At 46.2% G+C, this 25103-nt stretch carries 24 protein-coding genes, 2 tRNA genes and 1 pseudogene; 21 read left to right on the plus strand and 6 right to left on the minus strand.

Features of this window, described 5'->3' with window-relative positions:
- Positions 1–281 precede the first annotated feature (281 nt).
- The 15 genes from citZ to L696_RS0119120 all read left to right on the plus strand — a co-directional run bounded on the left by citZ (position 282) and on the right by L696_RS0119120 (position 17044).
- Positions 282–1394, plus strand: a complete 1113-nt coding sequence (gene citZ / locus L696_RS0119050; protein ID WP_025685055.1) for a citrate synthase — start codon at positions 282–284, stop codon at positions 1392–1394.
- 151 nt (positions 1395–1545) lie between these two features.
- Positions 1546–2841 carry an NADP-dependent isocitrate dehydrogenase gene (gene icd, locus L696_RS0119055; protein ID WP_025685056.1) on the plus strand — a complete coding sequence of 432 codons (1296 nt, stop codon included), beginning with the start codon at positions 1546–1548 and terminating at the stop codon, positions 2839–2841.
- 15 nt (positions 2842–2856) lie between these two features.
- Positions 2857–3798 carry a malate dehydrogenase gene (gene mdh, locus L696_RS0119060; RefSeq protein ID WP_025685057.1) on the plus strand — a complete coding sequence of 314 codons (942 nt, stop codon included), beginning with the start codon at positions 2857–2859 and terminating at the stop codon, positions 3796–3798.
- A 374-nt stretch (positions 3799–4172) separates the two neighbouring features.
- Positions 4173–4589 (plus strand): hypothetical protein, encoded by a 417-nt coding sequence (locus L696_RS0119065; RefSeq protein ID WP_025685058.1) that lies wholly within the window; start codon positions 4173–4175, stop codon positions 4587–4589.
- Between the two features lie 216 nt (positions 4590–4805).
- Positions 4806–5675, plus strand: coding sequence for an SDR family oxidoreductase (locus tag L696_RS0119070; protein ID WP_025685059.1), 870 nt, complete (start codon positions 4806–4808; stop codon positions 5673–5675).
- A gap of 144 nt (positions 5676–5819) precedes the next feature.
- A complete protein-coding gene (pnpS, locus tag L696_RS0119075) occupies positions 5820–7622 on the plus strand; it encodes a two-component system histidine kinase PnpS (RefSeq protein ID WP_025685060.1) in 1803 nt (600 codons plus the stop codon).
- A 128-nt stretch (positions 7623–7750) separates the two neighbouring features.
- Complete coding sequence (locus L696_RS0119080; RefSeq protein WP_010349065.1) at positions 7751–8482, plus strand: response regulator transcription factor; 732 nt, start codon at positions 7751–7753, stop codon at positions 8480–8482.
- 147 nt (positions 8483–8629) lie between these two features.
- Positions 8630–9754 (plus strand): methyl-accepting chemotaxis protein, encoded by a 1125-nt coding sequence (locus L696_RS0119085; protein ID WP_025685061.1) that lies wholly within the window; start codon positions 8630–8632, stop codon positions 9752–9754.
- 127 nt (positions 9755–9881) lie between these two features.
- A complete protein-coding gene (pstB, locus tag L696_RS0119090; protein ID WP_025685062.1) occupies positions 9882–10640 on the plus strand; it encodes a phosphate ABC transporter ATP-binding protein PstB in 759 nt (252 codons plus the stop codon).
- Positions 10641–10679: 39 nt separating this feature from the next.
- Positions 10680–11339 (plus strand): phosphate signaling complex protein PhoU, encoded by a 660-nt coding sequence (gene phoU / locus L696_RS0119095; RefSeq protein WP_025685063.1) that lies wholly within the window; start codon positions 10680–10682, stop codon positions 11337–11339.
- A gap of 176 nt (positions 11340–11515) precedes the next feature.
- Positions 11516–14170, plus strand: coding sequence for a DNA polymerase I (polA, locus tag L696_RS0119100; protein ID WP_025685064.1), 2655 nt, complete (start codon positions 11516–11518; stop codon positions 14168–14170).
- Between the two features lie 70 nt (positions 14171–14240).
- Positions 14241–15071, plus strand: a complete 831-nt coding sequence (mutM, locus tag L696_RS0119105; RefSeq protein ID WP_025685065.1) for a DNA-formamidopyrimidine glycosylase — start codon at positions 14241–14243, stop codon at positions 15069–15071.
- Between the two features lie 112 nt (positions 15072–15183).
- The gene (gene ytaF / locus L696_RS0119110) at positions 15184–15876 is read left to right on the plus strand and encodes a sporulation membrane protein YtaF (protein ID WP_025685066.1); all 693 of its coding nucleotides are present in this window, start codon (positions 15184–15186) and stop codon (positions 15874–15876) included.
- A gap of 11 nt (positions 15877–15887) precedes the next feature.
- Complete coding sequence (gene coaE / locus L696_RS0119115) at positions 15888–16484, plus strand: dephospho-CoA kinase (RefSeq protein WP_025685067.1); 597 nt, start codon at positions 15888–15890, stop codon at positions 16482–16484.
- Entirely contained in the window at positions 16481–17044 is a 564-nt protein-coding gene (locus L696_RS0119120; RefSeq protein ID WP_025685068.1) for a lytic transglycosylase domain-containing protein, read from the plus strand. Before coaE ends, L696_RS0119120 begins: the two co-directional genes overlap by 4 nt.
- A 135-nt stretch (positions 17045–17179) precedes the next feature.
- Here the strand turns inward: L696_RS0119120 and L696_RS0119125 are convergent, their stop codons facing one another.
- Positions 17180–17404, minus strand: a complete 225-nt coding sequence (locus L696_RS0119125; protein ID WP_025685069.1) for an alpha/beta-type small acid-soluble spore protein — start codon at positions 17402–17404, stop codon at positions 17180–17182.
- A gap of 105 nt (positions 17405–17509) precedes the next feature.
- Here L696_RS0119125 and nrdR point away from each other — a divergent pair, with 105 nt between their 5' ends.
- The 3 genes from nrdR (at position 17510) to L696_RS0119140 (ending at position 18263) form a co-directional block, all read left to right on the plus strand.
- Positions 17510–17977 (plus strand): transcriptional regulator NrdR, encoded by a 468-nt coding sequence (gene nrdR, locus L696_RS0119130; RefSeq protein ID WP_025685070.1) that lies wholly within the window; start codon positions 17510–17512, stop codon positions 17975–17977.
- A gap of 128 nt (positions 17978–18105) precedes the next feature.
- Positions 18106–18181, plus strand: a tRNA-Ala gene (locus L696_RS0119135).
- Positions 18182–18190: 9 nt separating this feature from the next.
- Positions 18191–18263: transfer RNA gene (locus L696_RS0119140), tRNA-Lys, on the plus strand.
- A 220-nt stretch (positions 18264–18483) separates the two neighbouring features.
- Here the strand turns inward: L696_RS0119140 and L696_RS30620 are convergent.
- Positions 18484–18642 (minus strand): annotated as a pseudogene (locus L696_RS30620) (Rpn family recombination-promoting nuclease/putative transposase); the annotation flags it as partial.
- Between the two features lie 68 nt (positions 18643–18710).
- A complete protein-coding gene (locus L696_RS0119150) occupies positions 18711–19172 on the minus strand; it encodes a MarR family winged helix-turn-helix transcriptional regulator (protein WP_025685071.1) in 462 nt (153 codons plus the stop codon).
- 195 nt (positions 19173–19367) lie between these two features.
- Between L696_RS0119150 and L696_RS0119155 the strand changes: the two genes are divergently transcribed.
- Together L696_RS0119155 and L696_RS30625 are read left to right on the plus strand one after the other, a co-directional pair.
- Entirely contained in the window at positions 19368–20252 is an 885-nt protein-coding gene (locus tag L696_RS0119155; RefSeq protein WP_025685072.1) for an SDR family NAD(P)-dependent oxidoreductase, read from the plus strand.
- Between the two features lie 570 nt (positions 20253–20822).
- Positions 20823–20984 carry a hypothetical protein gene (locus L696_RS30625; protein ID WP_155985440.1) on the plus strand — a complete coding sequence of 54 codons (162 nt, stop codon included), beginning with the start codon at positions 20823–20825 and terminating at the stop codon, positions 20982–20984.
- 506 nt (positions 20985–21490) lie between these two features.
- On the opposite strand, the gene L696_RS0119175 is transcribed toward L696_RS30625, so the two are convergent.
- Genes L696_RS0119175 through L696_RS0119185 form a run of 3 tightly spaced genes read right to left on the minus strand, consistent with a single transcriptional unit; the run spans position 21491 to position 23915 of the window.
- The gene (locus tag L696_RS0119175) at positions 21491–22495 is read right to left on the minus strand and encodes an alpha/beta hydrolase family protein (RefSeq protein WP_025685073.1); all 1005 of its coding nucleotides are present in this window, start codon (positions 22493–22495) and stop codon (positions 21491–21493) included.
- Positions 22492–23142 (minus strand): GNAT family N-acetyltransferase, encoded by a 651-nt coding sequence (locus L696_RS0119180; RefSeq protein ID WP_049827450.1) that lies wholly within the window; start codon positions 23140–23142, stop codon positions 22492–22494. Before L696_RS0119180 ends, L696_RS0119175 begins: the two co-directional genes overlap by 4 nt.
- Positions 23143–23159: 17 nt before the next feature.
- Positions 23160–23915 carry a helix-turn-helix domain-containing protein gene (locus tag L696_RS0119185; protein WP_025685074.1) on the minus strand — a complete coding sequence of 252 codons (756 nt, stop codon included), beginning with the start codon at positions 23913–23915 and terminating at the stop codon, positions 23160–23162.
- Positions 23916–24221: 306 nt separating this feature from the next.
- On the opposite strand from L696_RS0119185, the gene L696_RS0119190 reads away from it, so the two are divergent.
- A complete protein-coding gene (locus tag L696_RS0119190) occupies positions 24222–25100 on the plus strand; it encodes a radical SAM/SPASM domain-containing protein (RefSeq protein WP_049827451.1) in 879 nt (292 codons plus the stop codon).
- Positions 25101–25103: the final 3 nt, after the last annotated feature.

Consider the following 25103-nt stretch of genomic DNA (forward strand, 5'->3'; position numbering starts at 1 on the left):
GAGAAGGGGGTGAGACAAGACCTGTGTAAAAAAGTGCAAATGGAATAATAAATTTTGTAAGGGGTTTCAAAAATTTATTTATGAACCCGATAAAACATTTGAATGTGTCGGAATAGCCCTGAATGTTCACATAAACGACAAAATCCAGTATAGTGAAAGAAGGTTTAAATATTGACATATGGCGTTAACATTACTTATTTATTTAAAAGACAAAACTTACTTTTGAAAATGTTTACATTGCAAGTCCGTTCACAATGTTTTTACAAAGGAGAGATGTAACGATGACAGCGACTAAAGGTCTGGAAGGGATCGTAGCGACCACTTCCTCCATAAGCTCTATCGTAGATGGCGTTCTCACGTACCGGGGTTATAACATTGATGATTTGGCTGTTAACGCCGCTTTTGAAGAGGTAGCTTATTTGTTGTGGTTCGGAAAATTGCCTGATCAAGCCCAATTGCAGGAGCTTCGCGACCAATTAAGCGAATATGCTGTCATTCCTGATGAAATTATTACTCAATTAAAGCTGTACCCGAAAGATTTGAGCACGATGGCTGCTCTGAGATCGGCCGTATCGTCCCTCGCCCTGTATGATCCACAGGCGGATGATATGTCCAGAGAGGCCAATGTGATTAAGACCATCAAGCTTCAGGCGCAATTGCCCACGATTGTGGCAGCCATAGCGCGTGTGCGCGAAGGGTTGGAGCCGATTGCGCCTAAAAAAGGTGTTTCCATTGCCGAAAACTTTCTGTATCAGCTTACTGGCAAGGACCCGGAAGAGACGGCTATCAAAGCATTCGATCAGGCTCTTGTGCTGCATGCCGATCATGAGTTGAATGCTTCGACCTTTGCTGCGCGTGTGACGGTAGCGACACTGTCCGATATTTATTCCGGGATTACATCGGCAATTGGAGCTTTGAAGGGACCACTGCATGGTGGAGCCAATGAAGCTGTTGCCAAAACTCTGGAGGAAATTGGCGGTTTGGATCAGGTGGATTCCTATATCCAGACCAAGCTGGATAACCGCGAAAAAATTATGGGCTTTGGACACCGCGTCTATAAAAATGGTGATCCACGTGCCAAGCATCTGCACAAAATGTCCCGCGAGCTGGGCGAAATGAACGGCAATACCACGTTGTTCGATATTTCGGTTCGAATTGAGGAAATTGTGACAGGGCAAAAAGGCTTGAAGCCGAATGTTGATTTTTACTCTGCCTCTGTTTATACCCAACTGGGTATTAAAAGAGACCTGTTCACACCGATTTTTGCCGTGAGCCGTGTATCCGGGTGGACTGCGCACATTTTGGAACAGTACGAAAATAACCGTCTGATCCGTCCGCGTGCTGAATACACAGGTCCGATTGACCAAAAGTATGTGTCTCCGGAATTGCGATAGTCAATTGTTATAGGAATGTTGAGGTTGTATACCCTGAATTTAAAAAATAAGGTACAATAAAAGGGACGGCGAGAGATGAACATTTTTGTCTGTGATAACGATCACGTCTTTCGCCCTGTACCCATTCATATCTGAGGAGGAAAAGGAACTTATGGTGAAATTTGAAAAGTTTGAGCTCCCAACTGAAGGCGAAAAGATTACGATTGATAACGGTCAACTACAGGTTCCGAACCATCCAGTTATTCCGTTCATCGAAGGTGACGGCACAGGACGCGACATCTGGAAAGCATCCAAGCGCGTACTGGATGCAGCTGTAGATAAAGCATATAACGGCACCAAAAAAATTGCCTGGTATGAAGTATTTGCTGGCGAAAAGGCCTTCAATACATACGGCGAGTGGCTGCCTAACGATACCCTGGAAGCCATTCGTGAGTATTTTGTAGCTATTAAAGGCCCGCTTACCACACCGATTGGCGGCGGCATTCGCTCTTTGAACGTAGCATTGCGTCAAGAGCTGGATCTGTACGTATGTCTGCGTCCTGTTCGCTACTTTAACGGTGTTCCGTCTCCGGTGAAGCGTCCTGAATTGGTGGACATGGTTATTTTCCGTGAGAATACCGAGGATATTTATGCTGGTATTGAGTATGCCGAAGGCTCCGAGGACGTGAAAAAAGTTATTCAGTTCCTCCAGCAAGAGCTGGGTGTCAACAAAATCCGTTTCCCTGAAACGTCAGGTATCGGGATCAAGCCGGTTTCCTCCGAGGGTTCAAAACGTCTGGTGCGTGCAGCCATTCAGTATGCTGTTGACCACGGACGCAAGAGCGTGACGCTCGTGCACAAAGGCAACATTATGAAATTTACCGAAGGTGCCTTCAAAAACTGGGGTTATGAAGTGGCTGAGGAAGAATTTGCAGATAAAGTATTCACTTGGGCTCAATATGATGCAATCAAGGAAAAAGATGGTGAAGATGCGGCAAATACAGCTCAAAAAGCAGCTGAAGATGCAGGCAAAATCATCATCAAGGATGCGATCGCTGACATTGCACTGCAACAAGTGCTGACTCGTCCTTCCGAATTTGATGTTATTGCTACGCTGAACCTGAACGGGGACTATTTGTCCGATGCATTGGCTGCTCAAGTCGGTGGAATTGGTATCGCACCAGGTGCAAACATTAACTATGTTACTGGGCATGCCATCTTTGAAGCTACACACGGCACAGCGCCAAAATATGCTGACAAAGACGTCGTGAACCCTGGTTCTGTTATTTTGTCCGGCGTGATGCTGCTTGAGCATCTGGGCTGGCACGAAGCGGCCAACCTCATTTACAAAGGACTGGAAACGTCCATTAATAAGAAAATCGTAACGTATGACTTTGCCCGTCTGATGGAAGGCGCTACACAAGTGAAATGCTCCGAGTTCGCAGATACCATAATTAGCAACCTGTAAAGAGGGGAATGCCACGTGACCATTCAACGTAAAAAAATATCCATTGTTGGCGCCGGTTTTACCGGTGCCACTACCGCATTGCTGCTGGCTCAAAAGGAGCTAGGGGATATCGTTCTGATCGACATTCCGCAACTTGAGAATCCGACCAAGGGCAAGGCGCTTGATATTTTGGAGGCCAGTCCGGTCCAGGGATTTGACAGCCAGGTCACAGGCACTTCCAACTATGAGGATGCAGCCAACTCGGATATCGTTATTATTACAGCGGGGATTGCGCGCAAGCCGGGCATGAGCCGTGACGATTTGGTAAAGACGAACGCAGGGATTGTAAAATCCGTATGTGAAAACGTGAAGAAGTACGCGCCAGATTCTATCGTCATTATTCTGAGTAATCCGGTCGATGCCATGACCCATACCGCATACCAGACGCTTGGTTTCCCGAAAAATCGGGTCATCGGCCAATCTGGTGTGCTGGATACGGCTCGGTATTGTACCTTTATTGCACAGGAATTGAACGTATCCGTCGAAGACGTGCGTGGCTTCGTGTTGGGTGGTCACGGTGATGATATGGTGCCGCTGGTACGCTATTCCAGCGTTGGTGGTATCCCTATCGAAACCCTGATTTCGAAGGAACGTATCGAAGCGATCGTACAGCGGACGCGTGTCGGTGGCGGGGAGATCGTTAACCTGCTGGGAAACGGTAGCGCATACTATGCCCCAGCAGCCTCGCTTACGCAAATGACAGAAGCGATTGTAAAAGACAAAAAACGTATTATCCCGGTCATTGCCTATCTGGAGGGAGAGTACGGTTATCAGGACTTGTTCCTCGGCGTACCGACACTTCTTGGCGGCAATGGCATCGAAAAGGTGTTCGAGCTGGAATTGACAGCCGAAGAAAAAACAGCGCTTGATCAATCCGCCGAATCAGTCCGCAATGTAATTAAAGTAGTAACCGTATAAGCTCGCTTACCTATTAAAACGGTATACTTTTACTTGAAGAGGTGTCCCAAAGCCATAGTCATGGCCGACGGACACCTCTTTTTACTTTTTAAGTAGAATATTATATTCAATTCAATAAAATCCGGAGACAACAGCGATGGTAGCAACGTTCCGTTCGCGGAGCCTCTCCAGCACCCACCCAAGCTGAAACTTTCCCCGCTCCCCCCTTGCTTTGTTCTACTTCCCCGGTATAATAGATTTCGTATGCATTCAAAGTGTACATAGAAAAGCATGTCCCAAAACACTGAAATGATGGTAGTCTACTCGTTGGAATATGATCGTTCTATGGAAAAAAATGAATTTGCAGGTCAACAAAGAAATGGAGGTTGTAAATAATGTTTTTTATTCACATGATAGGATCACTTGCGATGGGTTTTTATTTATTGCTCCCGTTTGTAGTTGGTAAAATCGACAAGCTGGCTCCCGCCGTGCAGGAGGGAACGATATCGGCTGTTCAGCTATTGAACCGTTTGGCTCAATTTGCACTGATCCTTGTGCTTGTTAGCGGTATCTATATGATTTTTGCCTGGGGTTCTTATTCGGTAGCATGGATCGTTGTCGTTTTGCTGTTGTTTCTCGCCATTTCTGGTATCGCGGGAGCCATGGGTAAGCCGTTACGGTTGTCGCTGGAAGCGATTCGTAGCCAACAGCCTATTACGCAATACGCTGGAAAAATGCGTATGTTCAGTACGCTGCTTGCCGTCTTCCTGATTTTAATTACGTTTTTAATGGTATACAACCATATTATTTAATTATGCATTTGGTGAGAGCCTATAATCGAATGATGACAAATGCTAAATTGAAAAAACGGTCTGTGCTGAATAAGCATAGGCCGTTTTTTTGTGCGCTCAAATAACTACATTTTTCTGTTTTCGTTTAACGAATAACTTTGTGTGGTAAATCAGGAGTAGAGTGGATGCAAATGTTGCATCCTAAAAAAATATCTGATTTTGAAGGGAGAATGTACAATGCCTAAAAGTAATCAACCTCAGCAAACCTTGCCCCCACAGCATCAGGACCAGCAACCGGGGATTGAGTCCAAAATGTCGCCTGCACCCCAGTTTGAAAAACCAACTTACAAAGCCGCTGGCAAGCTAACAGGTAAAGTTGCACTTATTACTGGTGGGGACAGTGGAATTGGACGGGCTGTAGCTGTCACGTATGCCAAAGAAGGTGCGGACGTAGCTATCATCTACTTGAATGAGCATAAGGATGCGGAAGAAACAAAACGTCAGGTAGAGCAGGAGGGACGCAAATGCGTGTTGATTCCCGGCGATATCGGAGATGACCAATTTGCCAAAAAAGCAGTTCAACAGACGGTTAACGAGCTGGGTAAGCTGGACATTGTCGTGAACAATGCCGCAGAGCAGCATCCACAGCAGAAGCTGGAGGATATCACGAAAGAGCAGCTGGAGCGTACATTCCGCACGAACATTTTCGGCATGTTCTTCTTGACGCAAGCGGCATTGCCGCATTTGAAGAAAGGCAGCGCCATCGTGAATACCACCTCGATTACGGCCTATGCCGGGAACAAGACACTCATTGATTATTCATCCACCAAAGGGGCGATTACTTCATTCACCCGTTCCCTTTCTCTCAATTTGGTCGATCAAGGCATTCGGGTAAATGCTGTAGCACCGGGTCCGGTCTGGACACCGCTAATCCCTTCGACCTTTGATGCCAAGACCGTCAGTGAGTTCGGAGGCGCGCAGCCGATGAAACGTCCCGGTCAGCCGGAAGAATTGGCGCCAGCCTATGTGTACCTTGCTTCGGATGATTCATCTTATGTAAGTGGGCAGGTCATTCATATTAACGGCGGTGAAGTCGTCAACGGATAAGAGAGAGGTTGGGGCAACGTGTGCCCTGACCTTTTTTCCTTTTTAACAGTGGAACAAAAAGCAGGTAGCCTGTAGAATGGGATTTAACTTACATAGCTGTTATGATCATAAAAATTTCTACTCAACTAAAGGATGGGCATATTTATGAAGTCGTTTCGTTTCAGGCTTACCTTGATTATGCTGATTTTGATCGGCGTATCTGTCCTGGCTGCCGGAATCACCATGGGACAAATTTTTAAAAACTCGAACATGAAGGTGCTTGAGGAAAATATGGGGCGTGAGATCGACCTGCTTCGGGCTACATTTCCTTTTGTCAACGCAGATGCTCCTTCCAGTACCGACTACGTCTCCTATTATTCGGAAAAGGCCAAGGAAATTGCCCATCTGACCGAATCACGGGTGACCTTCATTCGCAAGGATGGAACGGTGGTTGGTGATTCACTAAGTGATCCGCGCAAGATGGAGAACCATGCATCACGTGAAGAAATCCAAGAAGCCGCGTCGGAAGGAATCGGACGAACCATACGCTACAGTGAAACTTTGCAGCGGAATATGCTGTACGTGGCAGAGCCTGTCGTATCCGACAAGGGGTTCGACGGATATATTCGTTTGTCCATGAATCTGAAGGCGGTGGAGGAAGGTGTGCAGCGTGGCTGGACGGCAATTGGCATTGGTCTGGTCTTGTTATTCTTTGCGGCTGGACTGGTCAGTTACCGTATCGCACGTGGCCTAACCTCGCCTATTGAGCATATTACAGGCGTAGCGAATCGTATTTCCGGGCTGGATTATGACGCAAGAGTTGGCATACAGCGCCGGGATGAGGTAGGACAACTGGGTGATGCAATTAACCGCATGGCGGACAGCCTGCAAAACCAAATGAAAACGATACGTGATAATGAGGATTTGCTTCAGAGCGTCATGAGCAATATGACCGGAGGGATTCTCATGATTGATGCCGGGGAGCGCATTGCGCTTGTGAACCGTGAGTCTGAGCGGATGCTCGGTGTCACTAGCAAACGGGTGACGGACAAGCCGTATCATGAGCTGAAAAAGCACTACGAGCTGACGAAGCTGATTGAGGGTAGTATACAAAGCCGCGAAAGATTGCACGGTGAGGTTCATCTGTATAATCCCGAGGAACGGCTGGTTCTGCTCGATGGCGTGCCGATGTATGAGGATGAGGGCGGATATCGCGGTATGCTGTTCCTATTGCAGGATATTACAGCTATTCGGCGGCTGGAGAATATGCGGAGCGAATTTGTGGCGAATGTTTCCCATGAGCTAAAAACGCCGATTGCCGCAGTCAAGGGCTTTGCTGAAACATTGCTCGGTGGCGGGGTAAAGGATGAGGAAACATCCCGTTCCTTTTTGCAAATTATTTATGATGAAAGCGAACGGCTGAACCGGCTGATCGGCGACATTCTGGAGCTGTCCAAAATTGAATCCAAGCGTTCTCCGCTGGATTGCTCTCCGGTCCATGTGTCCTCGTTTATAGAATCATTGCTGGAAAAATTGAATAATGTAGCTGCCAAAAAGAGAATTACACTACACATGGATGTCCCGGATGAACTGTTTATGGAGGCGGATGAAGATAAGCTCCAGCAGATTTTTCTGAACCTTCTGTCTAATGGCATTAACTACACACTCGACGGTGGCAAGGTGAAAATCAAGGTTGTAGCGGTACAGCGGGAGAATGACACGGAGAAGGTCGTATTTACGGTTAGCGATACAGGCATCGGGATTCCGAAGAAGGACCTGCCACGCATCTTCGAGCGCTTTTACCGGGTGGACAAAGGACGTTCGCGCAACTCGGGTGGAACCGGCCTGGGATTGTCTATCGTCAAGCATTTGGTGGACCTGCATCATGGGGTGCTTTCCGTAGAAAGCGAGCTTGGTTTGGGCACCACATTTACAATCGAATTGCCGTTGTTGCAACAGGAAGAATGAACTAGATCAGTTTTTACATTCTGTTAACAATGCCGTGATAAAATATACGGGTGTCGCATGAGTTTGGAAAAGATTTTGGAATTTTGACCAATGCGCCTTTAAAAGGTAAACAGGAGATGAATTTATTTATGGGACAACGCTTGCTGGTTATTGAGGATGAACCAACGCTTGCCAGATTGCTATCCTACAATTTGATACAAGAGGGGTTTGAAGTAGATACGGAGGATCATGGCAGTGCAGGGTTTGAAAAAGCCTCCAGAGAGTCCTACGATTTGATCCTGCTGGATTTGATGCTGCCCGGTATGAACGGACTGGATATTTTGAGCAGACTACGCCATCAGGGACTGACAACACCCATCATTATTTTAACGGCCAAAAACGGCGAAGCCGAGGTTGTCCAAGGATTGAAATCAGGAGCAGATGATTATATTACGAAGCCTTTCGGTGTTTCCGAGCTGCTGGCCCGCGTAACGGCGGTACTGCGTCGTACTTCCGGGGGGGATGAAGGCGTGCTGTCTGATCAGAAAGACGGCTCCAAAATTCAATTAGGCGAGCTGGAGATTTATCCTGAAAAATATGAAGTGATTCTCGGAGGACAATCCATCAGCTTAAGACCGAAGGAATTTGAGGTGCTTCTCTACTTGTCCCGTAAGCCGGGCGTGGTATTGACTCGCGACGATCTGATGAACGCGGTCTGGGGCTTTGACTACATCGGCGGTCAACGGACGGTGGATGTGCATGTTAGCTCATTGCGCAAGAAGCTGGAGCTGGACCCCGATTCGGTTCATATTGATTCGATTCGCGGAGTCGGATATAAGCTGGTTGTTAATAAAAAAAGAAGCGCTTCTCATTTACTATAAATGAGAAGCGTTTTTCTTTGTGTTCGATTTTTGTGTACATTTCGTGATTTTACATTTCGTTAACATAAATAGACGTTACAATCAACAAATGACCGATATGATGTTCCCGTCACTCCATGTAGTTAAAAAAAAGGGGACTTCAGAACGATGATAACGGAACCAAAGACCCAGCCGAGTTCCACCGCCGTGATTGAACGTGAATCCAACAAGCTGATTACTACCTACGTGCCGTGCCGGGAGGTTCCGATCATTGGTACGGATATGTCTTGTAAAGAGCTGTTAGCACTTATGAAAACGCAAGAAGACATTCCTTGTGTCATTGTCATTGATAAAAACGGCCTTCCGTTGGGCATTATTATGAGAGATGCGTATAACCGACATTTTACGGGCAGGTTTGCTGCGGCTCTGTTTTATGACAAGCCTGCGGCGATATTTGCCGACCCCGATACATTAATTGTGGATCTGGAAAGCCCGGCATCGGACATTGTAGAGCAGGCGATGCTGCGCGAAGATCAACAATTTTACGATTGCCTGCTAATTAGGGAAGGTACGCGGTTGCTTGGCGTCCTGACCATTCGTGATATTTTGTCCGTCGTTCAGCGGATGCAGAAAGAAGCGGATGATCATCGAGGCAACGTGGTACGGCATAGCTATGATGGCGTCCATCGGATTCAGACAACTGTACTGGATGCCGCTAAAGAGGCCAGTGACAGTGTGCGTCTAACCCGCTCGATGAGTGAATTATCACGCCGTGGCAAAATAGAACTGGAAGATGTTCTGCTCTCCTATCGTGCAGTCACAGAGCAAATGAAGCGCCAGCATGAGCAGATTACAGCGTTGACCCAATCGCTAAGTGACATTGCTGACATGGCTTCCTCCATTCGCGCACTCGCGGATCAAAGTGGACTGCTGGCGATCAACGCTTCAATTGAAGCAGCACATGCCGGCGAACACGGGCGTGGCTTCCAGATCGTGTCTCAGGAGGTGCGGAATATGTCACTTCAGACGAAAGCCTTTTCCGCACAGATTACAAGCTTGCTTACAGATATTGAACAAATGCTGCGTGACACTGCCGATCTGACGAATACGAGCATGCAGCAGATTAATAGCGGCTCCCGGTATATATCCGCTGGAACCCAAACGTTTACCCAACTGTTGCAGGCCGTTGCTGAAATTGAGACCAAAAACGACGAAATGTCCCGTTCCGCAGAGGAAGCGGCTTTGAATGCAGCCGGGATTGCACAGGAGCTGGAGCTTATGCTGAATCCCTGATCATTTTACATACCGTTAACAAATCCACCACACTCAATTTACACACAGCTTATATAATCTTCATATTGTGCAAATCAGGTGCAATGCTTGAGGACCATAACTGCAACACAAAGGAGATCATAAATTAATGAATGATTCCGTTATTCGGATTGAGAAGCTGAACTTGTATTATGAAAATTTTCAAGCGCTGAAACATATAAACCTGGATATTCCTGAAAAAACGGTGACAGCCTTCATCGGACCATCCGGCTGCGGCAAATCTACCTTGCTGCGTACGCTGAATCGGATGAACGATATGATACCGGGAACGCGTATTGAAGGAACGGTGAGTATCGCAGGTCAGGATATATATGGCGATACAATGGAAGTAGAAGCCCTGCGCAAGCAGGTGGGAATGGTTTTTCAACAGCCTAATCCGTTTCCTAAATCTATTTATGATAACGTGGCGTACGGCCCGCGTCTGCATGGAATCCGGCAAAAGGACAAGCTGGACGAACTTGTTGAGCAAAGCTTGCGGCAGGCGGCACTCTGGGAAGAGGTTAAGGACTTTCTCAAGCGTTCAGCCCTAAGCTTGTCCGGTGGACAGCAGCAGCGTCTGTGTATTGCCCGGGCGCTTGCTGTACAGCCGGATATTTTGCTCATGGATGAGGCAACGTCAGCCCTGGACCCGATCTCTACGATGAAGATTGAAGAACTGGTTCAAGAGCTGCGCGACAGGTATACGATCGTCATGGTGACGCATAACATGCATCAAGCGGCTCGTGTGTCCGGTCGGACTGCGTTTTTCTTGAACGGTGTCGTGGTAGAGGCGGCGGATACAGAGACGATGTTTTCCACGCCGCAAGATTCCCGTACGGAAGATTATATTTCCGGCCGATTCGGCTAAAGCCAACAAATTAGTAATGCCAGGAGGGGTGACTTCGAAATGATACGCAGAAAAGGTTTTGATGAAGGATTAGATGAGCTGAGAGCCGTACTACGCGAAATGGGTGCACATGTATCGAAGGCACTCGATCAGGCCATCGAATGTTTGCAGACCAAAAATACGGAATTGGCCCAGCAGGTGGTCAAAAATGATGCATCCCTCAATGCGCTGGAAGAGAACATTCTCGATATGGGCTCCAAGCTCATTATTACCCAGCAGCCGGTAGCCAAGGATTTACGCCGGATCATTGTTGCGTTTAAAATTTCCAGTGATCTGGAACGGATGGGGGATTTGGCTCTAGATATCGCCAAGGTCACTCTGCGTCTGGAAGGGCAGCAGATCATCAAGCCGCTGGTGGATATTCCACATATGGCTTCGATTGTTAAAGAGATGATTGACGACGCCATTACATCCTATTTGGATGAAAATACAGATCTGGCTTATAAAATGGCTAAAGAAGATGATCGTGTGGATTCCATATACAGCCAAATGATCAGCGATTTGTATGCGTTTATGGTAGATAAACCGGCAGAGGCTTCACAAGCGATGCTGCAACTGCTCGTTGGACGATATATTGAGCGGATTGGTGACCATGCGACGAATATCGGTGAAAGCACCGTATATCTCGTGACAGGGGAGCGGCCGGATTTGAACCAGTAGGCTTTTTAGGTATATAGCGGTTGTTTCTGACCCAGACTTGTCTTTGTGCAAAAGGCGAATCTGGTTAGGAAACAGCCGTTTTTTTCTGAAAAAGGAGCCTTTATGTTAAGATAGGAAAAGGAATGCGTAAAACGAAAGAACCTTTCGAATGCATTGATGAACTTGCGAGGTGCTAAATGGATAAACTCATGCTTATAGATGGCAACAGTATCATTTATCGGGCGTTTTTCGCTATGCCGCCGTTAACGAATTCGAGCGGACAGCAGACGAACGCGGTGTACGGATTTACAACGATGTTGCTGCGGCTTTTGGAGGAGCACAAGCCGACGCATATACTGGTTGCCTTTGATGCCGGAAAAATAACGTTTCGCCATAAAGGATATGAGGATTACAAGGGTGGACGGGAGAAAACACCACCGGAGCTGTCCCAACAATTCCCGCTGCTGAAAGAGCTGCTGACCGCCTTTGGCATTGCCCAGTTTGAGCTGGATGGCTATGAGGCGGACGATATCATTGGAACCCTATCTAAAACCGCGGACGAAGCTGGTTTTAACGTGCTGGTGGTTACCGGAGATAAGGATATGCTTCAGTTGGCTTCGGACAACGTCATTGTCGGCTTGACCCGCAAAGGGGTTACCGAGGTGGAGACATACGGACCTGAACAGATTCAGGAGCGTTACGGCTTGAAGCCGTTGCAAATTATCGACCTCAAGGGCCTGATGGGCGATACGTCAGACAACATTCCCGGGATTCCGGGTGTGGGGGAAAAGACAGCGCTCAAGCTACTGCACCAGTATGGATCGGTGGAAGAGGTGTTGGCGCATACAGATGAGCTGAAAGGCAAAATGAAAGAGCGCGTCGAAACGCATGCAGATGATGCACGGATGAGCAAGGATTTGGCGACCATCTATCGGGATGTAACGTTGGACAAGCAGCTGGAGGATGTCGTCTTCGGTGGGCTGCAAGCTGAAACGGCGGGACCTGCTCTGGCGAAGCTGGAGTTCAAGTCCTTGCTGGAGCGCTTATCCTTTTCGGGCGAGGTTGGCAATGCAGGAATAGATGTAGAGGAAGCTGCGGCTGACGTGACCGTATTGAACGAACAGCGGATTAGCGAGCTGGTAAATGTACTGGATATCGTCGATCTTCTACATGTAGAGACCCATGGCGACAACCCGCATCATGCTGAAATTGTGGGTCTGGTCTTTGGCGGAGCGGGGCGACAGTTTTTTATGACCTTGGACGTACTACAAACTGATGCAGCCAAGCCTGTCCGTGAATGGCTCGCCGATGCTGGGCGCAAAAAGCGGGGGCATGATTTGCACCGTACGGATTTAGCCTTGCATTGGCACGGGATTGAATTTGCCGGGGCGGAGTTCGATGTACAGTTGGCCGGATATTTGCTGGACCCAACGGATGCAAACCAGTCGCTGAGCGGATTGGCAGCCAAGCATGGCTTGTCCTCGATTCGTCCGGACGATGAAGTATTCGGCAAAGGCGCTAAATATAAAGTACCTGACATGGATGTGCTGTCCGATCATGTGGCGCGCAAGGCGGCGGTGATTGAAGCGCTGGTGCCTGTACAGCAGGCCGAGCTGGAAAAAACGGAAATGCACAAGCTGTTCCATGAGCTGGAGATGCCGTTGTCCCGGATTTTGGCGGATATGGAGAAGCAGGGAATTTTGGTGAATGTGGAAGAACTGCGTGCTTTGGGTAAAGAATTTGAAGCCCAGATTGAAACGCTGGTGCGCGAAATTTACATCATTGCAGGTGTAGAGTTCAATCTGAATTCGCCCAAGCAGCTAGGTGAAATTTTGTTCGACAAGCTGGGCCTTCCCGTAATCAAAAAGACGAAAACCGGATATTCCACTGATGCCGAGGTGCTGGAAAAGCTGGCACCGTATCATGATATCGTGCAAAACATTTTGCAATATCGTCAAATCGCCAAGCTCCAATCCACGTATGTGGAAGGGTTGCTTAAAGAAATTTCGGATAAAACGGGTAAGCTGCATACGTATTTCCGCCAAACGGTTGCGGCTACAGGACGCTTGAGCAGCCAGTTTCCAAATTTGCAAAATATTCCGATTCGTCTGGAAGAGGGACGCAAAATTCGCAAGGTATTTGTGCCTTCCGAGCCGGGTTGGTCTATTCTGGCGGCGGACTACTCACAGATCGAGCTGCGAGTGCTGGCTGATATTTCGGATGATGAGCGCTTGAAGGATGCCTTTGTAAACGATATGGACATTCATACGAAGACCGCGTCCGATGTGTTCGGCATCCCTGCGGAAGACGTAGATTCTAACATGCGGCGTTCTGCCAAGGCGGTTAACTTCGGGATTGTCTACGGAATCAGTGATTACGGTTTGTCGCAAAACCTGAATATTACGCGCAAGGAAGCGGCTCGCTTTATCGACCAGTATTTTGACGTGTTCCAGGGCGTCCGCCGTTACATGGATGATATTGTGAAGGATGCGAAGCGGGATGGGTACGTAAAAACGCTGCTGGAACGCAGACGTTATTTGCCGGAGATTAATGCCAGCAACTTCAACCTGCGTTCGTTTGCGGAGCGTACCGCAATGAATACGCCGATTCAGGGTACCGCAGCCGATATTATCAAGCTGGCGATGGTACAGATGGACGCGGCGCTTCGCGACCGTAATCTTCGCAGCCGTATGCTGCTTCAAGTACATGATGAGCTTGTTTTCGAGGTTCCGCCGGAGGAAATGGAAACGATGAAAGAGCTTGTCCCGGCTACGATGGAAGCGGCGTTGAAGCTGTCTGTACCACTTAAAGCGGAAGTTAGCTATGGAAGCAATTGGTATGAAGCGAAATAAGTTATTTCAATGAGCAGATAGTCCATTTTAACGCTGCTTCCGTTATAATATAGGATGAGGTGAAGACATCATGCCGGAATTACCGGAAGTAGAAACGATTAAACGAACGTTAAACGAGCTTATCGTTGATAAACATATAGATCATGTGACCGTGAATTTGCCGCGTATCATTCAACGGCCCGATGATATACACGCTTTTGCTATGGAACTGGCTGATCATCGGATTACAGGAGTGGAGAGACGCGGGAAGTTTTTGCGGATTCTGCTGGATGGGCTGGTACTCGTTTCCCACCTGAGAATGGAAGGGCGATATGGCCTGTATTCGCAAAATGATCCTGTGGAAAAGCATACTCACGTTATCTTTCATTTTACGGATGGAACGGAATTACGCTATCAGGATGTTCGCCAATTCGGCACGATGCATTTATTTACGGAAGGACAGGATTTGTTGGAGAAGCCGCTGAACAAGCTTGGTTTGGAGCCTATGGACGAGTCCTTTACACCGGAGGCACTTCGCGCAGCTGTGGGGACCCGTTCGACTTCGATCAAGGCGGCGCTGTTAAACCAGTCATATGTCGTGGGCATCGGGAATATTTATGTGGATGAGTCGTTGTTTAAGGCGGGGATACATCCGGCACAGTCGGCTAAAAGTTTGGATGAAAACCAGTTCCGTGTGCTGCACGAAGCTATTATCTCCACACTGAGCGCGTCGATTTTGGTCGGAGGCTCGTCCATCAAATCCTTCGTCAACGGACAGGGTGAAGCGGGCGACTTCCAGCATCAATTGCAAATCTATGGGCGTAATACGAAGCCTTGTGTTAACTGTGGTACATTGATCGAAAAATCCGTTGTAGCCGGACGTGGTACACATCATTGTCCGGTCTGCCAGCCTCTGCGCTAAGCAGGTACAGTCACCCAAAGCCCATACCTCTCATATATTGATTCCAAGTACCAATACTGCGAAGGGTTCCGGCTGCTTTAAGGCCCTGCCTTCGCAATGGGAGGGAATTGGAGTGGCTAATCATTGGGGAGCCCTGCTGCTGTTGGCATTTGCACTAAGTCTGGACAGTTTTGGAGTCGGGGTTACGTATGGGCTGCGCAAAATGAAAATTCCACTGCTATCCATTGTCATCATTTCAGTATGTTCAGGGTTGGTCATCGGCATATCCATGCAGCTAGGCGCATTGTTGTCCCAGGTTCTGTCTCCTGTATATACGACCGTTTTTGGCGCTGTTATCCTGATTGGAATTGGCTGCTACTCTTTGTATCAATCCTTGCATCGCAAGGAGGATCTGATTGATGAACCCGATCCTGAGAACAGTAATGTTCTGGCAGGAGAGAAATCTGAAGAAGTACAAGAGGAACGGACCGTATTTTCGTTGGAATTCCGCAAATGGGGTCTTGTTATTCGGATTCTCCGAAGTCCGTCTGCTGCGGATATGGACCGTTCGGGCAGTATCTCCGCTATGGAGGCGGTTTGGTTAGGTATCGCTTTATCGGTTGATGCGTTCGGTGCAGGATTGGGAGCAGCTATGCTGGGCTTCCAGCCACTTGCTACCGCGCTGGCTATTGCGTTATTCTGCGGAACATTTTTGATTGCGGGTATGAGAGCAGGCTTCTGTCTGTCGGCATTTCGATTTATGAAGGCGCTGGGTGTGTTACCGGCATTATTACTGATTATGATGGGCATATTGAAGCTGTTATGAGGTGAAAGAGCATGAATATCGGATTAACCGGAGGTATTGCTACCGGTAAAAGCACCGTGTCGGCTCTGCTGGTCGCCAAGGGTGCGCTGCTGATCGACGCAGATGCCATTGCCCGGGAAGTGATGCTTCCGGGGCATCCGGTGCTGGCGGCGGTCATACAGCATTTTGGACAAGCTGTGATGAACAGTGACGGAACTCTGCACCGCAAAAAGCTGGGCGAGATTGTATTTGGAGACCCTGTCCAGCGGCAGGCGCTTAACGATATTACACATCCCGCGATTCGTGAGGAAATGCGCACGCGTATGGAATCTTACGAGCGCGAACATCCGGACAAGCTCGTTCTGGCAGATATCCCGCTACTGTATGAGTCCGGATTAGAGAGCTTGTACGATGAAATTATGGTGGTATACGTACCACGCGATGTGCAGCTCCAGCGTCTGATGCTCAGAGACGGATTGACCGAGGAACAAGCCGGACTTCGGTTGTCTTCGCAGATGGATATTGAACACAAAAGAAGCCTGGCCGATATCGTCATCGACAATAGCGGAACACAGGCTGAAACAAAACAGCAAATTGATCAATTCTGGCAGCGAAAGGGACTTGCATGAATATTTTGCGCAAAAAAAGAGTCCTGCTGACTTTGTTTGTCGGGTTTGTCTTGATTCTGTTTTTTAATTCAAACTGGATGTCGTGGTTCTATCCGATTCAGTATAAGGATGAGATCCGGCAATATTCGCAGACATATGAAGTGGACCCGTTTTTAGTGGCGTCCATTATCCGTGTTGAGACGAACTTTAAGACCAGCAAGCAGTCGCACAAGGGTGCACTGGGACTCATGCAGATCATGCCCGATACCGCGAATTGGATTATGGACAGCGCCCAGATCCAAAAGGTTCCGCTGGATAGCGTCAAGCACGAGCCGGGCACCAACATTGAGCTGGGAACCTGGTATGTGCATAATCTGTCGGTGAAATTTAAGGACAATCCGGTAGCTATCGTTGCGGCTTACAACGCAGGCCCCGGTAAAGTACAGGAGTGGCTGGACAAGGGCGTATGGGATGGGAAAGAAGAATCCATCAAGCAAATCCCTTTTGGCGAGACGAGACATTATGTACAGCGGGTTATTTACTACTACAGGCAATACACGAAAATTTATAATCAGTTTTAATGGATGGCGAGGCTGCGTGTAAATATGTCATGACACAATGAGCCTGATGGCATTAAAATGAAAAAAGCGCAGGACAGGCTGTTTTTAGCAGCCCATCCAAACACTTTTTTTGTTATTTTTGCATTATTACCGCGATTATTGGTATTGACCTGCCAATTGTTGTTCGGCGATCGTTACGAGGCGTTTTGTGATGTAGCCCCCGATCGAACCGTTCTCATAGGAAGTCATATTTCCTTGGTATCCATCTTGAGGAATGCTGATACCCAGCTCTTGAGCGATTTCAAATTTCATTTGCTCCAGAGCGCCGGAGGATCTGCTGACTACCAGGTTGTTGGAGTTGCCATTGTTTCCTTGTGCCATTGTTGTTCACCTCCTCGCGACTTGGTAAACATATTATGAACCGTTTTGACAAAATTATTACGAAAAAGTATAGAGAATTTATTGGAAAAAGGAAGTGATGAATTTATGAAATGCCCGTACTGTGCCTACAATGGAACAAAGGTACTGGACTCGCGGCCTGCGAATGACAACAAGTCCATCCGTCGCCGTCGCGAATGCGAGCAATGTGCTAGGCGTTTTACCACCTTTGAAATGGTGGAGGAGACCCCGCTCATGGTCATTAAAAAGGATGGTAGCCGTGAAGAGTTCAGCCGTGATAAAATGCTGCGCGGTCTCATTCGGGCTTGCGAGAAGCGCCCCGTATCTGTCGAGCAACTGGATATGATCGTATCTCAGGTGGAAAACGTCATTCGCAACACAGCCGCTACAGAGGTGGATAGCCAGCAGATCGGCGAGCTGGTCATGGAACAGCTCTATCCTGTTGATGAAGTGGCCTACGTGCGCTTTGCGTCCGTCTATCGGCAGTTCAAAGACATCAATATGTTTATGAAGGAACTGAAAACACTGTTATCCAAAGATACAGCCAGCGACTAGATCGCTGACTGTATCTTGGTTCATGGTGGGAAGGTAATTATATTTTTTTATAAAAGTATTGACACAGGGGGAAAATTTTTATATGATATAGGAGTCGCTTCAAACAGATGATTGAGATTACATAAAACGGGGCCTTAGCTCAGCTGGGAGAGCGCATCGCTGGCAGCGATGAGGTCAGGGGTTCGATCCCCCTAGGCTCCACCATAATAATATGGACTCTTAGCTCAGTTGGTAGAGCAGTTGACTCTTAATCAATTGGTCCAGGGTTCGAGTCCCTGAGAGTCCATCCTTTAGAAAAACGGCAGAAATGCCGTTTTTTTGTTTTGAATTTAGCTTTGTTTTCCTTCGTGGTCACACGTTTGGTCACAGTTGACTCTATTTTCTTGATAAAAACAAACGCCATGTTCTCTTGAATGAGGACATGGCGTTTGTTTTAGTTTTACTTCAGCTTTTTAGAAAAGCGGTCATTCAACCTTTACATTACATTTGAACTGGCTTGAGGAATTTTCCGTAGCCCATTCAAGAGCAAAAGCCTCGTCATGCAGAAATTTTTGTTGTTCCTCGTACAAACGCCGCGCTTCCCGATCCTGGCTTAGAAACTCCAGTGTATCCATCGCCTTTTTCAATGTGGGTTCATTCACCTTAAGCACCTCCCAATTTGCCTTATAAGAAGATAGGCTTCCTTCTTGAAGTTAAACATCACATTCCTTAACACTCATGATCAATGGACCTGTTACTTGTGATCAAATCCGTTAAAGTCCCTGAGCATTCCGATAAAATTTTCAAGTTGTTCATCGTCCCATCTTGAAATGTGTTCGTAAAATACAAATTCTTTCTCTTTTAGAGCATCAATCGTCTTTTGTTGTCCAAGCTCAGTGAGGGATAGAAGTATTCCTCGACGATCATCAGGGGAGGCATCCCTTTTCACATAACCCAAAAGCTCAAGTTGTTTGACGAGACGGCTCACCGAACTGCGATCCATAGCTGTCGATTCCGCCAGCATAGTGGCGCTTGTTGGGCCATATGAGTACAACCAACGGATAATATGGAAACCCGCAGGTTGTATTGAAGGATCGAAACGTGCTGCAGTTTTGACATTTAGCGCATGTGAGGCGCTTATGAGGGCATTGATTTGCTCGCCGAGTTCCAATTCCAGTTGTCCTCTCGGCGTATTTTTGTGTCGATCATTATTCATCCTATTTCACCTAACCTTAATTGATAAAGTAAATAGATCAAGTCAATTAATTGACATATATCAATCAAAATAATATAGTTGATTTATATCAAGTATATGGCTGCGTCAGCTACATGTCAAAACTTGAGACGGGTCTAACGGAGTAAAGGAATGAATGCCAATTACATTGACTATTCAGCACAAAGGAGAAACACTATGACGGCTAATCCGATTGTTGTAATAACTGGCGCAACAAGTGGTCTGGGGCAACTGGTTGCGATTGAATTGGCTAAGCGCGGTGCTCATCTTGTCATGACAGCCAGGAGCAGGGATCGCGCTGAAGGTACTAAAAAAATTATAAAAGATATGATGCCCTCAACAAAGGTAGACTTTTTTTTCGGGGACCTATCCTTAATGAAAGATGTCAGACGTATGGGAAACGAGATTTCAACTGCATACCCCAAAATAGATGTGCTTTTGAATAATGCAGGACTGCATGCATTCGAACAGCGGGTAACCTCCGAGGGAATTGCGGAAATGATAGCTGTGAACTATTTAGCACCGTGGTTATTGACGCACGCCTTACAGCATTCCTTGAAAAATGCAGGAAGCGCCAGAATTGTAAATGTTGCTTCTGAGGCTTCACGCAATCATGGAGAACTTAAGCTCCCTGAGGATTTGACCAATATATCTCCTTTTGCTTCCAGAGGCTCGTCTGCATTATATGGGAAAACCAAGCTGTTTAACATTATGTTTACTGGCGAACTGGCACGTCAATGGACTGGAACGGGGATCAGGGTTAACGCTCTGAATCCGGGGTTTAATGTTACAGGTCTCGGACGTGAGCTCTGGTTTGCATCAATGCTTGAGCGTTTTTTGAATTTTTTTCATATTGGTGATCCACGTAGAGGAGCTGATATTATGACTCGTTTAATTGTGGATCCGCAGTACCAGGCGGTTACAGGAGGGTATTTTAATGTCGGAACCGGACATTCGATTGTACCTGTACACCCCGGTGGAGATATCGCTATGCAAAATAAACTGTGGAATTGTACGAAAGAATTACTACAACATAGAGGTCTTCTTAACCATATGACCTGATTTTACAGGTTACAGCGGCTAAACGGAGGACTGTTTTGTAAAAAACTAAGGTGGGGTTCACGTCAATTGAATCCGTAAAACTAACTAACGAAGAGCCTGAAAAAATAGGATTACAAAAGTTCACTCACACGGAATCATATTGCGCTTGCTGCATAGAAACCTGAACGCGTTTGCGTGCCGGTTCACAAATATAATCCATACAGGCATCTCCCAAATATGCAGGAGGGAAAATATAATCAATTCTTTCATAGGAGCCAGCATCAATATCAATGCCATCAAACCCGGCTCTTTTTACTCTTCCAGCGCAATTTTGAAATTGAGGGTGGCACAGAACACTCGGATCATAAATCGCTGGAATTGCAGAGGCAGATATGAGAGGTTAACCGAAACGGTCAGGTAACGCATTTCTACCCGTTCCTCAGCTAAGCTGAGCTAGAACGTTGTATGGAATTAACCATATATGGCAAAAATGGAATTACTTAGTTTTTTCTATGATTACTTCAAGTACGCCTTGAGTCAGTTCCTCCGTTTATAGATCGATGGAATTTTTGTAGATATTGGGGACAAATCATGCACAATACATTTGAAATGTGGCCTGAGACTGTTGGGATTTGGGAGGATGAGCATAAAGAAATTGTTGCTGTTGTTTACCCGGAAGGAGAAGGTAACATAGATGAAGCTTATTTCCAGCTTACAGATCGAGATTTTTCAAATAAATTTCAAATGAATTAATAGATTATGCTGAAATGAAATTAGCTTTACACAATGAGGGCGTAACCACTTTAGATTTAATCGTAAATGAGGATGGAGAACAACTTAAGGAGCTTTTGAAAAAAATGAAGTTATATCTTGCAGAATGGGAAAGAAACGACGTCCTATATGAATGTGCCCCATGATGTAAAGGTGGAACTACCAAAAGGGTTTAGAATTTCGGATGCGAATGAAATGGGGGATTTTGAAAAAAGGGTTTGCTCATGGACGAGCATTTGGGTATTACAAGGGCGATTATCCAGATAATAATATCGCTGAAGGATGTTATATATCATTGAGAAATGCCCCTGATTATATACCGGAATTGGATGTAGTCATCCTGGCAAAACAATGTTTATGAAGCCATAAAAAGAGTCAAGGACAAAGGTGCAGAAAGAATTTTTGTGGGTTCCGGTCAGCCCTTTTATCTGTCGATGGGGTTTTCATTAGCATATTCAAAAGAGTATGGCAAAAAAGAACATCATTGTTTAACGCTGACTGACATAATCGGCAAGGATTTTGAGATACTCGTCATTCACCAATTTTCTTGGGGCGAATAGGGCTGTTAAAAAAGTTAGAGATTTTGAACGTGCGATTTTTTCATCCATCATGGAATGGTCGGCTTCAGGTAAATGAATCACGGACAGCAGCTCTGCGGGTATTTTCTGGCGATAGACTCGCTCGGTATCCTTTACATCAACATTAATATCTTTTCCAGCTAGAACCAACAGTACAGGAGAATGGAAGTGACTTAATTCTTCGGTGGAATCAGACAGGAAATTTTTGACTATAAAGCCCCATCTTTCTTTGGAAATCATATCGTCAGGATCGGCTATGCTTAGATATTCTTCATAAGAAGCATGTTTTTTCAGTAACTGTAGAATCTCTCGATCGTAGTTCAATGTCTTTTGAATTTCTTGCGGAGTAGCTCCTTCTTCTTCCATTTCTTTTCTGGTATTAAATTGTCCTTGGGAAATCCAGTTCACGGCAGGCGATACAAGGATGCTGAATGCAATATCAAGCTCCTCTTTAACGATCTTCGGAATGACCCATCCTGCTTGACTGGCTCCCCATAGGCCGATTTTTTGCTTATCAATCATAGGTAAGCTTCTTGCCCAGTCTATTGCATATCGGATTTCCTGTGCGCGGTCCTCCATGCTTTGGTCCAGCCAATTGCCAGGAGCGCTGTTAATACCGGGCTTATTCAGTGACAGGGAGGCATAACCCTTGGAAGCGAACTTTTCCCACAGTGGTTTGTATCCATCATCATATGTGTCATTAATAGGACCATCCCCATGGACAAAAACAACCAATCCAACCTTTCCCGAGTAGTTCTTAGGCAAAGCTAATGTACCTGTTAACAGCCCTTTAGGTGTCGCAATTTGTATTTTTTCTTCTGTCATCTTGTAGGAATTTTGATATAGAACAATTAGTATCAAGGCAACAGTCAGAGCTGCTGCAATACCAAAAGTAAGCTTGAATGTTTTTTTCAATGGTGTTCTCTCCTCGAATGCAGGTTCTCTTTCCAACTCATCAGATGCCATACAGGCTCCTTGAACCAAAAATGTCGTAACCCATTATACTTGGATTGTTCTACTTCAAACGCCAGTTTGTGATACAAACGGATGGCCCCTTGGTTCTTATGCGCTACATGAAGCGTCAATACATGAAAACCAGATTCAACCGTAAATTGCTGTGCGAAAGCTAGAAGACGGCGTCCTATTCCCTGGTTACGATGACTTGAACGAATCGCCAAATGATCAATGTAACACTCATTTGCAGCGGGGGTATACTCCAGCGCATGCATACCTGTCAAAAATTTAAATACATTGAAGCAACCAAACTGATTTATGAGCGGAGCCAAAGAAATGGGATTTGTTTCAGGAAGTGAAGAGGAGGGGGCCTTCCATTTAAGGGAAAGAACACCGACAACATCTTCGTTCTCTTTAGCTACAAATTGTTTCATAGATATAGAATAAGGATTTTGAACCCAAACCTTCATTAGCAACTGCTGTATAGCTTGATCCTCCAGTGTAACAAGAGATTGGAATTTTGCTTTAAACGCTTCGACTAAAAGACTGCAAACAGCTTCATGGTCTTGTTTCTGGTATGCAACAATGTCAAAGGATTTTGCACTCATTTAACGCCCTCCAAGGTTTATTCTACTTTAACCTGAATTTCGTATTGCAGCTTGTTGTTGTCGAACATCGAAAGATAAGATTTTTCTACTAGAACAATCTTGCTTTGGCAGTTATATTGGTGATGAGCTACGTATCGTTCCATTTGTTTGATTTCATAATCAATCTCAGGTTCTTCAATGACGGAAAGATGCTTATAAAGATAGTTGCCTTCTTCCAGAATATAGTCAGCCACATCCGTCGTTTCATAACATAGCTTCACCTGTCCAGCATCAGACAAGTAATGCAGATCATTTTCAAATAATCGAGGTGGGGCAGGGCGGTGTTCAAATAGGTTTCCGGCAGTGAGCTCTTGACCATTCTCCAATGCAAACCACAGCTTTAAATGACGGGGACCTAATCGTTTGACCTGATACTCATCGTCCTGCTGGGTCCGATTATCATGTTCTTCTAACACTTTGTGAATAAACTGTTCATGCATCTTTAAGTTAGCTATTTCAGCCTGTACCTTCTGCAACGAATGCTCTAAAAGCCGGTTATACTCATCGGCAGCATAGGAAGTCATACATTCTTGAATCCGACCGACAGGGACATTTAATTTACGTAGTAATAAAATATGCGAAAGCTGATAAATCTCATGAAGCCCGTACATTCGATATTGATTTTCTTCTGTATATGATGGATACAGGACCCCCTTTTCTTCAAAATATCGCAGTTGATGTACAGATACATTCATGAGCTGAGCAAGCTGGCTAATCGTAATGTGTTCTTTCAATGACAGGACTCCTTACTGGTAGTTGAATAACTCCACTATAAACCTTAGGTCAGACCTAGGGTCAATAGAAAATATCAAATCAAATCTTGGATAGGCGTATGTGGATGATCTGACAGATGAATTTAACTATCCGCATCAGAAGTTTGTTTTGCATGGAAAACGAACATAAATAAGTATGTGTCGAGCATTTGATGCCCACACCAAGGGGTAGACTGGAGAGTTTACCTGTCGGTGATAACCCGTTATAATCATAAGATTAGTGAGCATAAACAAGATGCTCAGGATGAAGGTTAGAATGGGGAAATCATGTTGAAGACTTTTAAAAAGGTATATATTGAAATTACAAGTATCTGTAATCTCGCTTGCAGCTTTTGCCCTCAGACGCAGCGTGTTAAAAAATTTATTGATCCGGAAATTTTTCGCGACGTTCTTGACCAGGTCAAGCCGCATACGGATTTCATTTATTTGCATGTAAAAGGAGAGCCACTGCTTCATCCGAAAATTGATCTTTTGCTGGAAAGTGCTCATGAAAAAGGGTTGAAGGTGAATATTACCACCAACGGCACTCTGCTACCCAAAACCGGACATAAGCTGTTGGGTCAACCCGCGCTACGGCAGATGAATTTTTCGCTTCACAGCTTCGATGGGCATGAAGGCTCGGTAGACCGGGAAGGGTATTTGGGCAATATTTTTACGTTTGTAAGGGAAGCTGTAAAGCATAATGTCATTATTTCGTTCCGTCTCTGGAACCTGACTCAAGATAATTTGACTAATGTGCAGCGTCAGCGCAACCGGGAGACACTTGAGCGACTGGAGCAAGAGTTTGGGCTGGTCTACCGGATTGAGGAAAAAGTGATACCGGGCAGTGGGGTCAAAATCGCACCAAACGTTTATTTGAATCAGGATCACGAATTTGAATGGCCGAGCCTCAGTGCCCCTGAAGATGATGGAAAAGGCTTTTGCCATGCGCTTCGCAGCCAGGCGGCGGTATTGGTGGATGGAACGGTGGTCCCTTGCTGTCTTGATGGGGAAGGCGTTATTAATTTAGGTAACGTGCACGAGCAATCTTTTTCCGACATTGTTGAAGGGGAACGCGCAAATCGCTTGTACTTCGGGTTCTCCAAGCGAGAAGCGGTGGAAGAGCTGTGCCGCAAATGCGGTTACCGTAAACGATTTGGAACATAACTG

Origin of the sequence: Paenibacillus maysiensis (genome assembly GCF_000520815.1) — a bacterium.
Classification (GTDB): Bacteria; Bacillota; Bacilli; order Paenibacillales; family Paenibacillaceae; genus Paenibacillus; species Paenibacillus maysiensis.

Excerpts from the sequence above, each read along its gene's own strand:
- citZ (WP_025685055.1), top strand. The coding sequence starts at position 282 with ATGACAGCGACTAAAGGTCTGGAAGGGATCGTAGCGACCACTTCCTCC.
- icd (WP_025685056.1), top strand. The coding sequence starts at position 1,546 with ATGGTGAAATTTGAAAAGTTTGAGCTCCCAACTGAAGGCGAAAAGATT.
- L696_RS0119065 (WP_025685058.1), top strand. The coding sequence starts at position 4,173 with ATGTTTTTTATTCACATGATAGGATCACTTGCGATGGGTTTTTATTTA.
- L696_RS0119070 (WP_025685059.1), top strand. The coding sequence starts at position 4,806 with ATGCCTAAAAGTAATCAACCTCAGCAAACCTTGCCCCCACAGCATCAG.
- pnpS (WP_025685060.1), top strand. The coding sequence starts at position 5,820 with ATGAAGTCGTTTCGTTTCAGGCTTACCTTGATTATGCTGATTTTGATC.
- L696_RS0119080 (WP_010349065.1), top strand. The coding sequence starts at position 7,751 with ATGGGACAACGCTTGCTGGTTATTGAGGATGAACCAACGCTTGCCAGA.
- L696_RS0119085 (WP_025685061.1), top strand. The coding sequence starts at position 8,630 with ATGATAACGGAACCAAAGACCCAGCCGAGTTCCACCGCCGTGATTGAA.
- pstB (WP_025685062.1), top strand. The coding sequence starts at position 9,882 with ATGAATGATTCCGTTATTCGGATTGAGAAGCTGAACTTGTATTATGAA.
- phoU (WP_025685063.1), top strand. The coding sequence starts at position 10,680 with ATGATACGCAGAAAAGGTTTTGATGAAGGATTAGATGAGCTGAGAGCC.
- polA (WP_025685064.1), top strand. The coding sequence starts at position 11,516 with ATGGATAAACTCATGCTTATAGATGGCAACAGTATCATTTATCGGGCG.
- mutM (WP_025685065.1), top strand. The coding sequence starts at position 14,241 with ATGCCGGAATTACCGGAAGTAGAAACGATTAAACGAACGTTAAACGAG.
- coaE (WP_025685067.1), top strand. The coding sequence starts at position 15,888 with ATGAATATCGGATTAACCGGAGGTATTGCTACCGGTAAAAGCACCGTG.
- L696_RS0119120 (WP_025685068.1), top strand. The coding sequence starts at position 16,481 with ATGAATATTTTGCGCAAAAAAAGAGTCCTGCTGACTTTGTTTGTCGGG.
- L696_RS0119125 (WP_025685069.1), bottom strand. The coding sequence starts at position 17,404 with ATGGCACAAGGAAACAATGGCAACTCCAACAACCTGGTAGTCAGCAGA.
- nrdR (WP_025685070.1), top strand. The coding sequence starts at position 17,510 with ATGAAATGCCCGTACTGTGCCTACAATGGAACAAAGGTACTGGACTCG.
- L696_RS0119150 (WP_025685071.1), bottom strand. The coding sequence starts at position 19,172 with ATGAATAATGATCGACACAAAAATACGCCGAGAGGACAACTGGAATTG.
- L696_RS0119155 (WP_025685072.1), top strand. The coding sequence starts at position 19,368 with ATGACGGCTAATCCGATTGTTGTAATAACTGGCGCAACAAGTGGTCTG.
- L696_RS30625 (WP_155985440.1), top strand. The coding sequence starts at position 20,823 with ATGCACAATACATTTGAAATGTGGCCTGAGACTGTTGGGATTTGGGAG.
- L696_RS0119180 (WP_049827450.1), bottom strand. The coding sequence starts at position 23,142 with ATGAGTGCAAAATCCTTTGACATTGTTGCATACCAGAAACAAGACCAT.
- L696_RS0119190 (WP_049827451.1), top strand. The coding sequence starts at position 24,222 with ATGTTGAAGACTTTTAAAAAGGTATATATTGAAATTACAAGTATCTGT.